This window comes from Desulfoprunum benzoelyticum, assembly GCF_014201505.1.
GTDB lineage: Bacteria > Desulfobacterota > Desulfobulbia > Desulfobulbales > Desulfocapsaceae > Desulfoprunum > Desulfoprunum benzoelyticum.
This window is the reverse complement of record NZ_JACHEO010000022.1, coordinates 17327-30474: the sequence shown is the minus strand read 5'-3', so window position 1 is coordinate 30474 and position 13148 is coordinate 17327. Positions and strand designations below refer to the sequence as shown.

Sequence of the window (13148 nt, the reverse complement as noted above, 5' to 3'; positions counted from 1 at the left end):
CCTCGTCGCGACGGCATGCACCCCGCCACTTTCCTGCTTGGCATATCACCTGTGTCATGGTCAATTACAGCTGACCGGAAGCAGTTCAGCAGACTCTTATCTGCAACTGTTGCAAGACCATCCGAAGCAGGAGTCCCAAAATGAAAATCATGATCTGCGGCAAAGGCGGGTGCGGCAAGAGCACCCTCACCATCCTTCTTGCCAGGGCACTGGCAGAAAGCGGCAAAAAGGTGCTGGTGATCGACGCCGATGAATCGAACCTCTGTCTGCACCGGCTCCTGGGCGCGCACCAACCCGAGATCATGATGGATGCGATGGGTGGGCGCAAAGGGACGCGGGAGGTGCTCAAGCAGGCCGCCGACCATGAGCATGAGGATGATTTTTTCAAACAGGTCATGACGTTGGACAACCTGCCGGGAGAATGTCTGGCCGAGGCAGACGGCATCAAGCTGCTGGTCGTCGGCAAAATCAAGGAATTCGGCGAAGGCTGCGCCTGCATGATCGGCGGCATCTCCAAGGCGGTGCTTGCACGTCTGCAGGAGAAGGCCGATGAAATCGTCCTGATCGACGCCGAAGCAGGGTTGGAACATTTTGGCCGCCAGGTCGATAAGAACTGCGACCTGGTGATCTGTGTTGTCGATCCCAATTACGAGTCGATCCAGATGGCCGAACGCGCCCGCCAGATCGCTGCAGGAGCAGGGGTCCAGACCTATTTCATCCTCAACAAGGTCGACGGCGAAGTGCTCGAGGCCATGACCGCCGGTCTCGACCGACAACGGATCATTGCCGCCATCCCCCGTAACAACGAGATCTTTCTCCAGAATCTGAAGGGGCAGCCACTGACTGCCGACATGCCCCAGATCGCGGCCGCCTGCAGCTTCATCACCAGCTACCGCAAACCGCTGTCGCTGAATATAAAGATGTAATCTATCCGGCACACAGGGAAACAGTGACACCCATCACCCCCTGAAAACCACCTGCCACAGAGGAGGGCGTCAATATCGCCGGGACTGTCCTCCACACATCCCCCGGAAGACACGAATCGTATTCCCGATCTACCGCTAAAAACACGATCACGCTTGCTGACCACCGACAAAAAGCACACCAGGCACATAATCCGCCAAGACACCCCCGCAAAAAACCGCACCCCGTCTCGTTTCTCTCGTCACTTCTGTCAAATTCAGCTTGACTTTTATTTCACTTCCTGGGTTAACTCCTGATTTTCCACGCCTCTCACGCACGTACCTCCCCCGGCGACGACCGCAAGGATCAACCCCGACTTTTTCAGGAAACAGCTATGGCATTCTGGCGACAGCCCCTGGACACCCAGGAGATCCACATCACCAAAGGACTGGTGACGATTATCGAAGACCGGTGCAAAGGCTGTGGCTACTGCATCGAATTCTGTCCGACGCACATGCTCGCCTTCTCCGACCGCTTTAACAAAAAAGGGTATCACCCGCCGCAGACCAGCAGGCCGGACGACTGCGTCAACTGCCATTACTGCGAGATTATCTGCCCGGAATTTGCCATCTACTCGGTGGAGGCCCCCTGAGATGCAGGAGCGATGGGCTTCGACTTTCCTTCGTGTCCCCACTACCTTACCTTGAGCTGAAGGTTGACTATGAAACCAGCCGTACGAACCGGTAACCATTATATTACAGGCGACGTCGCCTGTGCCGAGGGGGCGATCGCCGCCGGCTGCCGTTTCTTCGGCGCCTATCCGATCACCCCGGCGACCGAGGTGGCCGAACACATGGCCGAGCGGCTGCCCGACGTCGGCGGCACCTTTATCCAGATGGAGGACGAGATCGCCGCCATGGCCTCGATCCTCGGCGCCGCCTGGACCGGGGTCAAGACCATGACCGCCACCTCCGGCCCCGGCTTCAGCCTGATGATGGAAAATCTCGGCCTCGGTGTCTGCACCGAGACCCCGTGCGTCATCGTCAACGTCCAGCGCACCGGCCCCTCCACCGGGCTCCCCACCCAGACCGGCCAGGGCGACATGATGCAGGCGCGCTGGGGCTCGCACGGCGACTACGAGCTGATCGCCATCGCCCCGTCGTCGCCGCAGGACTGCTTCTATCACACGATCCTCGCCTTCAACCTCAGCGAGAAGTACCGGGTGCCGGTGCTGGTAATGGCCGATGAGATTGTCGGCCACATGAGCGAAAAGGTCGTCATCCCCGACGCCAGGGAGATCACCCTGGTCTCCCGCCCCAGACCCAAGGGCCGAAAAGACCGCTTCCGCCTCTATCAGCCCGGGCCCGACGGGGTTGCGCCGATGCCCGCCATCGGCGAGGGCTACAACGTCCATGTCACCGGCCTGACCCACGACGAGCGCGGCTACCCGGTCATGACCCCGGAGGCCCAGGAAGAGATGATGACCCGGCTCAAGGGCAAGATCCGCAACAACCTCGACGATATCATCCGCACCGAGGAATACCGGATGGAGGATGCCGACATCGTCATCGTTTCCTACGGCATCTCGGTGCGCACCGGGCTGACCGCCGTCGACGAGGCCCGCCGGCTCGGCTACAAGGTCGGGCTGTTCCGACTGATCACCGTCTGGCCCTTTCCGGAAGAGCGGATCCACGCGATCGCCGCCCGCGTCAAGGGGCTGATCACCGTCGAGATCAACCTCGGCCAGGTCCATTACGAGGTCGAGCGCTGCGCCCATGGCCAGGCCGCCACCTACCTGGTCGGCGACGCCGGCGGCAAAATCATCCACCCCGACAAGGTGGTCTCCCTGATCCAGGAGGTCTTCCAGCCATGAGCGCCAATACTCAGCCCGGTATCGACCACCAGGGCGCCCATCCCCTCGACGACCTGATCCGCACCGACCGCATCCCCCACATCTGGTGCCCGGGCTGCGGCACCGGCACAGCCTTCTCCTCCTGCCTCACGGCGATCAAGGCCACCGGCATCCCCTACAACCAGTTCACCATGGTCTCCGGCATCGGCTGCTCCGGCCGGGCCGCGGGCTACATCAAGATCGACTCTTTCCACACCACCCACGGCCGCGCCATCCCCTTTGCCAGCGGCATCAAGATGGCCAGGCCGGACCTCAACGTCATCGTCTTCAGCGGCGACGGCGACCTGTTCGCCATCGGCGGCAACCACTTCATCCACGCCGCCCGGCGCAACATGGACATGACGGTCATCTGCGTCAACAACCTGATCTACGGCATGACCGGCGGCCAGGTCGCCGCCACCACCCCGAGTAAGGCCAAGACGACCACGACCCCGTTCGGCAACCCCGACGCCCCGTTCAACCTGCCGCTGATGGCCTATGCCGCCGGCGCCTCGTATGTCGCCCGCTGGACCATCCTCCATGTCCGCGACCTGACCAACGCCATCAACGAGGCCCTGCTCAAGAAGGGCTTTTCCTTCATCGAGGTGCTGGCCCCCTGTCCCGTCAACTACGGCCGCCGCAACAAGCAGAAATCCCTGGATACCCTCAGGTTGTACCGGGAGAAGACCATCATCCGCAACGGCGCCGACCCGGCCCGGGCGGACATCGATTTTGGCCGCGGCGTCATCCTCGGAACGTTCATCGACAGGGATCGAGACACCTGCGACGAGCTGTATGACGCCACCTGCCGCCGCAACGAGGACTGACCGACAGGTCCGGAGAGGAACAAAATCATGAACACAACCGACAGTACCGTTGCCACGCAGCAGGAAATCATCATCACCGGCTTTGGCGGCCAGGGCATCATCCTGGCCGGCCGCATCATCGGCATGGCCGCGTCGCTCGGCGACAACAGGGAGTCGACCCTGACCCAGGCCTACGGTCCCGAGTCCCGCGGCGGCGCCTGCAACGCCCAGGTCATCATCTCCGACCGTCCCATTCACTACCCCTACGTCAAGACCCCGCACATCCTGGTGGCCATGTCCCAGGCCGGCTATGACAAGTTCACCGACCTGCTGACGGCGGATGCGATCCTGCTCACCGACCAGGACCTGGTACCGAAGACCGCCGCCCCCTGCCCCCACTATGCCATCTCCGCCACCCGGATGGCGGAGGGCCTGGGCAACAAGATGATGGCCAACATCATCATGATCGGTTTTTTCACCGCCATCACCGGGGCGGTGTCGAAACAGGCGGCCCAGGACATGGTCCTCCAGTCGGTACCGAAGGGAACGGAGGAGAAGAACACCAACGCCTTCAACAAGGGTTACGATTACGGGGTTTCCACGCTCAAGGGCAAGGAAAAGCGCGCCGCCGGCAAGACAGGAGCCATCGCATCATGACACGAGAAAAAGAACGACTGCAGCGGGTCATTGTCCTCGGGGCGACCCCGGAGGGCATCGCCGCCACCAACAAGCTGGGGGAACTGGGTGTCCCTGTCACCCTGGTCGATCCGGCCCCCGACCTTCATGTCAAGCTGTCCGCCGAACCGTATCGCCTGCCGTCCGGGTTGACCTTCAACTTCGCCCACCGTCCCGGCCTGATCCGGATCCTGCGCAACAGCCGCATCCGTACTCTGCTGCCGGCCACGGTGGCGACCATCAAGCATACGCCCCAGGGGTTCAGTGTCCGGGTGGTCAAGGACCAGACCTACGTCGACGCCGGCCGCTGCACGCTCTGCGGCAAATGTGTCGAGGTCTGTCCGGTGAACGGTGAGAGCGCCAAGGCCATCACCTTCCATTCCCGCCACAGTCTGCCCGGCCGCCCGGTCATCGACAAACGCCGGCAACCGCTGTGCCAGGCCGCCTGCCCCTTGGGCGTCAATGCCCAGGGCTATGTGGCCCTGGCGGCGCAGGGCCGATACGACCAGGCCCTGGAGCTGATCCGCGACAAGAACGTGCTGCCCGCCATCTGCGGCCGGATCTGCACCCACCCCTGCGAGGACAGCTGCCGCCGCGGCGAACTCGACGAGGCGGTGTCGATCCGCGCCATCAAGCGCTTCCTCGCCGATTATCTTGAAAAACAGGGCCGGGACGGTGGGCAGGCGATCGTCGACCGCAAGGATGGCGAGACCATTGCCCCCCGTACAGAGAAGGTCGCCGTGATCGGCTCCGGCCCCGCCGGGATCGCCGCTGGCGCCGAGCTCGCGAAAAAAGGCTACCGGGTCACCGTGTTCGAACGCCGGGAACAGCCCGGCGGCCTGCTGCGCTACGGCATCGGCGCCCACCGCCTGCCGGAAGCGGTGCTCGAGCGGGAACTGCAGGCGATAGAACAGATGGGCGTAACCTTTGCCTGCGGGCAGGATATCGATCTTGCCGCGAGAATCGCCGAACTGCAGGCCGGCCATGACGCCGTCCTGGTGACCGTCGGCAGCTGGACCGACCGCAAGCTCGGCGTCCCCGGCGAGGACCTGGACGGCGTCGAGGGCTGCCTTTCCTTTCTGACCCGCCGCCGGCATCAGGACATCAGCGACCTGAACCGGAAAGTCGCGGTCATCGGCGACGGCAACTCGGCCTTCGACCTGGCGCGGACCCTGACCCGGCTCGGCGCCAAGGTGACCATGCTGTCCTGGTTCAGCGAGGAGGAGATCCCGGCCGACAGGGACGAGATCCGCGAGGCACTGGAAGAGGGCATTACCATCAGGGACCGGACCCAGGTCACGGCCTTTCACGGCGTGGACGGTCGTCTCACTTCCCTGGAATGCCGGGCGACCCGACCCGGCCCTCCGGATCCCCAGGGCATCGCCTGGCCGGTGGTCGATGAGACGGTGGCCCCGTGGACGATGGACTTTGATTCCGCCTTTGTCGCCGTCGGCCAGGTCGGCAGCTTCGGCGCCGGCAGCACCACCCCGTTTGCGGTATCGGCGCGGGGCTGTATCGCGGTCGACGAGCGGCAGCGGACCACCCTGCCCGGGCTGTACGCCGCCGGCGATGCGGTCACCGGCCCCTCGACCGTTGTCCACGCCATGGCCTCCGGGGTACAGGCGGCAACGACGATCCACGGCGATCTGTCCGGCGAGAGCGTAACCGCCACTGCGACCCGACCAGTCGACCGCGACTTCACCCCGATCTCCCAAAATACCCCGCGCCAGAAGCGGCGGGAGATGCCGGAACGGCAACCGGCGGAGCGGGTCGGCAATTTCCAGGAAGTCGCGCTGGGCCTGTCCGAGCAGCAGGCCGTTGCCGAGGCGCGCCGCTGTCTCCAGTGCGGCGTCTGTTCCGAATGCCTGCAATGCCTGGAGGCCTGCGGCGCCGTCGGCGCCATCCGGCATCAGCACGGTGCTGCCGAGGTCGTCGAACAGGGCGGGGTCGTCGTCATCGCCGATCCCACCATGGCCCCAGCCATCCGCGGCGAGGACATCATCCGGGCCTACGGTCCCAAGGCCGCCCGCACCGATGTCAACGACATGATCGTGCGCGGCATCGACGCCGCCGCCAAGGCCATGCTCCTGCTCGGCGGCACCAATCAGCGCACCAAGGGCCACGCCACCGCCTTCTCGATGCCGGACGCCGGCCTCGCCGCCGAGATCCGCATCGGCGTCTTCGCCTGCCGCTGCAACGACTCGCTGGGCTGGCTCGACGGCATGTCCGCCTACCTGCAGAAACGGCAGGCGCAGGATCCGACGATTGTCCATGTCGAAACCGTGGCCGCGGCCTGCATCAGCGACGGCGTCGAAACCATCATCAGGACCGCCAGGGAAAAAGGGCTGACCCGAATCGTCCTCGCCTCCTGCGTCTGCTGTCCGCTCAACTTCGTCTGCAGCGCCTGCACCGACCAGCGCAGCCGGCTGAAGGACAGCCTGTTCCATGGCACCGGCATCAGCCGTTCGATGGTGGAGACCTGCAACCTGCGCGGCGAGATCCTGCGCCTGGTGGCGACCAACCCGTCGCTGGCCATGCAGCGTTTCAGGGGACTGCTGCACCGCTCGATCGAACGGGTCAAGAACCTCAGGCCGCTGCCGGCCGTCGACCGCAACTACAATTTTGCCGCCGCGGTCATCGGCAACTCCCAGGCAACCGTCACCAGCGCCGGCCACCTGGCCGCCATGGACCACGATGTCTTCCATTTCGACCCCGGAGATCAGGCCGCCACCGCTGGGCTCGAGCACACCAACATCCATCGTTTCGCCGGCTGGACGGTGACCGGGCTGCGCGGCACCGTCGGCGATTTCCAGATCCTGGTTCAATCCGGCGATGAGCGCCAGGTCATCCGGGCCGGCACGGTAATCATGGGCGAACGGGCCCGGCGGCGCATTCCCTACAGCTACCAGGAGGGCCTGCCGGACAAGTATATCGAACCGGTCCTCCAGCAGCAGGGCGTTACCGACATTCCCTTCACCTCCCCCTGCGCCACCGCCGTTCCCGGGCTTTTTCTCGCCGAGCCCTCGGGGATCAACGTCTCCAGCCTGAAAAAAGGGGCCGCGGCGGCGATCATGGCCGCCGCCGCCCTGCCCCGAGGCCCCCGCCAGAGCAAGGGCTTTACCGTGACGATCGCCGCGGGGCGCTGCCGGGGCTGCGGCCGCTGTGCCGAAGTCTGCCCGTACCATGCCGTCACCTTTGCCGGCAACCAGGCCGGCGGCTGGCAGGCCCGGGTTGATGAAGCCATCTGCAAGGGCTGCGGCAACTGCATCTCCGTCTGCCCGACGGGAGCGGCCGACAGCCCGTTCCGCAACACGGAATATCTCGCCCAGGCCCTTGAGGAAATACTCCAGAATGATGCCGCCCAATAAGAGTGCAACGCCAATGACCCGTCCGACCAAAATCATGCTCTTTCTCTGCAACTGGGGGCCGCACGCGGCCTTTCTCAGCCTGCAGGATGACAAACGGGACATTCCCGAGGAAGTTCTGATGCTGCGCGTTCCCTGCACCGGCAGGGTCGATCGCTCGCTCTTGATCAAGGCCTTTGCCATGGGCGCCGACGGCGTCGCCCTGGTGGGCTGCGCGCCGGGGACCTGCCGCTACGGCACGGGCACCCGGACCGCCGCCCGCAACGCCCATGACACCGGCAAGATCCTCGACCTGATGGGCATCGGCCAGGAGCGGCTGCGCGCCGCCACCTTCCTGCCCGATCAGGCCGACGGGCTGCTGACCTTCCTGCACGTCTTTTCAGATGACATCAGGAAGATGGGACCGACGACGATTACCTCGCTGGCGACCGCTCCGGCCGCCGACGACCCGGCAACCCTGCCCCGCGACGAAGTCGCCCGGCTGATTGCCACTTATGATATCCACGCCTGCCAGGACTGCGGCAAATGTTCGTCCGCCTGTCCGCTGGCCCTGGTCGGCAAACCGTTTTCCGCCCGCGGCATCGCCACCGCCGTGATCAACCACGATCTGTACCAATCGGGGGTGCAGGAGAATGTCTGGTCCTGCCTGACCTGCGGCCTCTGTTATCAGCGCTGCCCGTCGGCGGTGAACTTTCCCGCCTTCATCAAGGACCTGCGCCACCTTTACCGGCAACAGTCGATCCAGGGCGATGAGGCCCACGGCGGTTTTCTCCATTCGCTGATGCGCTCGATGGCCTCATCCGAGATGGTCCCGAACCGCTGGCGCAACCTGCCGCAAGACCTGCAGATCGACCAGCGATCGCCGGTGCTGTTCTACGGCGGCTGTGCCCCGTATTTCGACATCTTCTTCGGCAAGCACCTCGATGTGCAGACGGAGAAAATCCTGTTCGACGGCATCCGCCTGCTCAACTTCTTCGACGTGTCGCCCCGCCTCTTGACCGACGAGCGCTGCTGCGGCCACGACCTGCTGTGGTCCGGCGAGCAGAAGCATTTCGGCCAGGTCGCCCGCCTCAATGTCGAGCGGCTCAACTCGCTTGGGATCACCACCATGATCACGACCTGCCCGGAGTGTTACATGACCTTCAAGACCACCTATCCCGATCAGGGCCTGGAACTCAATTTCGAGGTTCTCCATCTCTACGACTTCCTCGAGCGGGAGATCGATCGCGGGGCGGTGGAGTTCGCCGCCCTGGACCAGGCCGTGACCTTCCAGGACTCCTGCCGTCTCTGCCGCCTCGAAGACCGGGCCGAACTGCCGCGGCAGCTGCTGAACCGGCTGCAGCCGACCGGCTTTACGGAAATGCGCGAGTCGGGCAGTGCAGCGATGTGCTGCGGCAATACCGCCTGGATGGGCTGTGACGCGTATTCGAAGGCGATGCAGGTCAAACGGCTGCAACAGGCCCGGGAAACCGGGGCCGAGCTGCTGGTCACCGCGTGCCCGAAATGCCAGATCCATCTGCGGTGTGCGATGCAGGACCCCTTCCGCGGCGACGAGCTGCAGATGGAAATGCTTGATTTGACCAGCGTCATAGCCAAAACCATACGCTGGAAATAGAAGAAGAGCGGAGAAAAGTACATGACAACACAGAGTGTCACCCAGAAACCCGGCGGCGACGGCAGCGAGCCCCGCATCGGCGTCTACGTCTGCCACTGCGGCCTGAACATCGCCCAGTCGGTGAACTGTCCGCAGGTTGCCGCGACTGCGGCCGACGCCGACGGCGTCGTCCTGTCCAAGGACATCCCCTATGCCTGTTCGGAGCCGGGGCAGCACCAGATCAAGCAGGACATCCTCGACAACCGCCTCGATCGGGTCGTGATCGCCTCCTGTTCACCGCGGCTGCACGAACCGACCTTCAAGCAGATGGTGCAATCGGTCGGCCTCAATCCCTACATGATGGAGATGGCCAACCTGCGCGAGCAGTGCAGCTGGGTCCACATGAAGGATGTCGACAATGCCACCCGCAAGGCCGAGACCCTGGTCGACATGGCCATCGCCCGGGTGCGGCACCTGCAGCCGCTGACCGGGGACACCCTGCCCCTGACCAAGCGGACACTGGTCATCGGCGGCGGCATCGCCGGCATCCAGGCGGCCCTCGATCTGGCCGACAGCGGCTACTACGTGACGCTGGTCGAGAAGCAACCTTCGATCGGCGGCGTCATGGCCCAGCTCGACAAGACCTTTCCGACCATGGACTGCTCGATCTGAATACTCGGTCCGAAAATGACGGATGCCGGTCGGCATCCCCGGATCAAGCTGTTGACCTTGAGTGAAGTCGTCGATGTCAAAGGCTATGTCGGCAATTTTGACGTCAAGATCATCAAGCGGGCCAAATATGTCGATGAGGCCGCCTGCACCTCCTGCGGCGAATGTTCCAAGGTCTGCCCGGTGGTGCGCCCCGACGAGTTCAATATCGGACTGGCCTCGCGCCGGGCGATCTACAGCCCGTTCCCACAGGCCGTCCCCTCCTCGTACCTGATCAATATCAAGGAGTGCCTGGGCCACAACCCCGCCGTCTGCTCCAAGTGCGTCGACGTCTGCGACAAGCAGTGCATCAACTTCCACATGTCGGATGAAGAGCTCGTCGAACGCGTCGGCACCATCATCGTCGCCACCGGCCTCAAACCCTACGACCCGACCGAGCTCGACGAGTACGGCTACACCCGGTTCGAAAACGTCCTGACCAGCCTCGAGTTCGAGCGCCTGGTCAATGCCGGCGGCCCATCGCAGGGCGAACTGGTGCGGCCGACCGACCGGCGGCATCCCCGGTCGGTCGGCTTTGTCCAGTGCGTCGGTTCCCGCTCCGCCCGCAAGGGCGGCAGCTACTGCTCGAACACCTGCTGCATGAACACGATCAAATCGACCCTGGTGCTGAAGGAGCACTACCCGGAGATGGAAGTCAAGGTGTTCTACATCGATATCCGGGCCTTCGGCAAAGGCTTCGAGGAGCTGTACGCCCGCAGCCGCCGGCTGGGAGTGCAGTTCATCCGCGGCCTGCCCGGTTCGGTGGAAGAAACGGCCGCCAGGGGGCTGCGCGTGGCGGTGGAAAACAGCGCCAACGGCAACCTGGAGTTCCATGACCTCGATATGCTGGTGCTGGCCCAGGGGATGCAGCCGGCGCCGTCGACCCAGCGCCTCCAGGAGATGATGGGGCTGCAGCTGACGCCCGACGGTTTCTACCTCGAGGCCCATCCCAAGCTCCAGCCGGTGGACGCCGCCACCCGCGGCGTCTTCTATGCCGGCTGCGCCGAGGGCCCCAAGGACATCAAGGAGAGCGTCACCCAGGCCTCGGCGGCGGCGGTGCGGGCCATCCGGCTGATGCACCGGGGCGAGATCACCACCGAGCCGATCACCGCCGAGGTCAGCGCCGACAAGTGTACGTCCTGCGGCATCTGCGCCCAGGTCTGCCCGTATAACGCCATCACCGTCGACAAGAAGAGCAGGCAGCCGGCGGCGGTCAACTCGGCGGCCTGTGCCGGCTGCGGGACCTGCGCCGCCGAGTGCAGCTTCGATGCGATCACCATGAACCACTACACCGACCGGCAGATCATGGGCCAGGTCGATGCGATGCTGCAGACGGCGCCGGAGTCGAAGATCCTGGTCTTTGCCTGCAACTGGTGTTCCTACGCCGGCGCCGACTACGCCGGGGTGTCACGCCTGCAGTACCCGGCCAACGTCCACCTGGTGCGGGTCATGTGCTCGGGCCGGGTCGATGAGAAATTCGTCTGGAACGGCTTCCGCAAGGGCGCGCCGGTGGTGCTGGTCAGCGGCTGCCACATCGGCGACTGCCACTATATCGACGCCAACCACTGGACCGAAAAGCGGATCAACCGCATCCGCAAGAAGATGAGCAAGATGGGCATTCGCCCCGAACGGCTGCAGCTGGAATGGATCAGCGCCGCCGAGGGTATTCGCTTCGCCGGCAAGATGACGGAGATGGAGACGATCCGCCGCACGGTTACCGGTGCGGAGATCGAAGAGACGATCGAGCTGCTGCGGAATATATAGGGTATCGACACTGGGGAGAGAAAAATCAGGGGTGCGGAAGAGTCTTCTGCCCCCTGAACGCTTCATGGCGTTGATCAGTTGAATCAGTTCTATCTGATGTGAAAAACATGACCGATAACACGATCGTTGAATTGACTCCGTTCCGCGCCGATCTGATCCGTTCCCTGTCCCGCCGGGGCGAGCGGATTCTGGCTGCCGCCGACCTGGCCGATGAAGTCGCTGCCCTCGAACCTCTGGAGGCCTATTACATCGTCAGAGAGATCGGTCTGGATCAGGCCGTGCCCATCCTCCTCGAGTTGAATCAGCAACAACTGGAGGCCTGCATCGATCTGGATTGCTGGAATCGTTACGACTTTGCCGTCGACAATCTTGATGAATGGCTGACGGCCTTTGCGCTGGCCGGTCCCGAAGCCCTGGCCAGGGCTTTTTTCTCCCTCGACTATGTCGTGCAGCTCCTGTATCTGGCCCAGACCGTCACGGTGTATGATCCTGATACCGATCAGGTTCCCGAAGAGGACACAGAGAAAGACACGCCCCGTGCCGCGACCCCGGACGGCTTTTTTGTCCTCGACGTCAAGAATGAGGTGGCGCAGAAGACCCATCCTTTTTCGTTGCTGGACGCCCTGTACCAATACGATCCTGCTGCGTCCCATCAACTGCTGAGCGCTTCCCGCGTGGATCTGCCGACCCAGATCGAAGAGGAGGCCTTGCGCTTCCGCAACGGCCGCATGGAGGATATCGGCTTTGCGCCACCAGAAGAGGCCGCTGTCCTCTTCTCCCGGCCGGCCACTCGTCAGCCCTTGCCGCGTCCGCTCAAACCGACGGACAACACCATCTCCCGGCTGCCGTCCGTGTATGCCGGCCCTTTGGTCGCAACCTCCCTGTTGCAGCAGGCCCTGTCCCTGATTACCGACAAGGAACGGTTGTCAGGTCTGGAACAGGAAATCGTCTGGGCCATCAACAGCGCGATTATTGCCTATGGAGAGAATGCTCGAGATATGCAACAGATAACGGATATTGCCGAGCGGGTGCGGGACACCATTTCCCTGGGGATGGAATCGCTTTTGGTCCACGGGGGAACCGGTCTGCCGGACGGCGCAGCAGCCAAGGCGGCCGATCTGCTGGAAGTCTGGAGCATAACCGATCTGTTCCGGCATGGTTTTGGCGCGACCCTGGGACTTCAGCAGGAGGCGCGGCAGTCTCTGGATTCGCCCCGGTTTCGGGCCTGGTATGATCTGGCCGAGACACACCGGTCGGACGAGCCGGGCGATCGGCTGGAGCGCGCCTTCGTCACCGCGCTGCTCGGTCGTCACCCTTTATGCAGCGGTTTCAATCCGGCCCACGCTGAAGCGGTCAAGGCCTTTGCCTGTCTCGCCGATATCGCTGCAGCCCATGTCCGTCTGCAGAATCTTGTTGCCCGAATCTGTCGATAATCATGATCT

The 13148-nt window shown here is 63.7% G+C and carries 9 protein-coding genes; all 9 read left to right on the top strand.

From position 1 onward, the window contains the following. The first annotated feature begins 140 nt into the window (after window positions 1-140). On the top strand, window positions 141-926 hold the full coding sequence (locus tag HNQ81_RS14765) for an ATP-binding protein (RefSeq protein ID WP_183352080.1): 786 nt from the start codon (window positions 141-143) through the stop codon (window positions 924-926). A 371-nt stretch (window positions 927-1297) separates the two neighbouring features. Then, window positions 1298-1555 carry a 4Fe-4S dicluster domain-containing protein gene (locus HNQ81_RS14760; protein WP_183352079.1) on the top strand — a complete coding sequence of 86 codons (258 nt, stop codon included), beginning with the start codon at window positions 1298-1300 and terminating at the stop codon, window positions 1553-1555. 69 nt (window positions 1556-1624) lie between these two features. Further along, entirely contained in the window at window positions 1625-2776 is a 1152-nt protein-coding gene (locus tag HNQ81_RS14755; RefSeq protein WP_183352078.1) for a 2-oxoacid:acceptor oxidoreductase subunit alpha, read from the top strand. Then, the gene (locus tag HNQ81_RS14750) at window positions 2773-3621 is read left to right on the top strand and encodes a 2-oxoacid:ferredoxin oxidoreductase subunit beta (protein ID WP_183352077.1); all 849 of its coding nucleotides are present in this window, start codon (window positions 2773-2775) and stop codon (window positions 3619-3621) included. The genes HNQ81_RS14755 and HNQ81_RS14750 overlap by 4 nt, the downstream gene beginning before the upstream one ends. 27 nt (window positions 3622-3648) lie before the next feature. Further along, the gene (locus tag HNQ81_RS14745) at window positions 3649-4257 is read left to right on the top strand and encodes a 2-oxoacid:acceptor oxidoreductase family protein (RefSeq protein ID WP_183352076.1); all 609 of its coding nucleotides are present in this window, start codon (window positions 3649-3651) and stop codon (window positions 4255-4257) included. After that, window positions 4254-7643, top strand: a complete 3390-nt coding sequence (locus HNQ81_RS14740) for an FAD-dependent oxidoreductase (RefSeq protein WP_183352075.1) — start codon at window positions 4254-4256, stop codon at window positions 7641-7643. Before HNQ81_RS14745 ends, HNQ81_RS14740 begins: the two co-directional genes overlap by 4 nt. A 13-nt stretch (window positions 7644-7656) precedes the next feature. Then, window positions 7657-9255: a hydrogenase iron-sulfur subunit gene (locus HNQ81_RS14735; RefSeq protein ID WP_183352074.1), complete on the top strand. Its 1599-nt coding sequence runs from the start codon at window positions 7657-7659 to the stop codon at window positions 9253-9255. 21 nt (window positions 9256-9276) lie between these two features. Beyond that, window positions 9277-11706 (top strand): CoB-CoM heterodisulfide reductase HdrA2, encoded by a 2430-nt coding sequence (gene hdrA2 / locus HNQ81_RS14730; RefSeq protein ID WP_183352073.1) that lies wholly within the window; start codon window positions 9277-9279, stop codon window positions 11704-11706. 107 nt (window positions 11707-11813) lie between these two features. Further along, window positions 11814-13139 carry a DUF6178 family protein gene (locus tag HNQ81_RS14725; RefSeq protein ID WP_183352072.1) on the top strand — a complete coding sequence of 442 codons (1326 nt, stop codon included), beginning with the start codon at window positions 11814-11816 and terminating at the stop codon, window positions 13137-13139. Window positions 13140-13148: the final 9 nt, after the last annotated feature.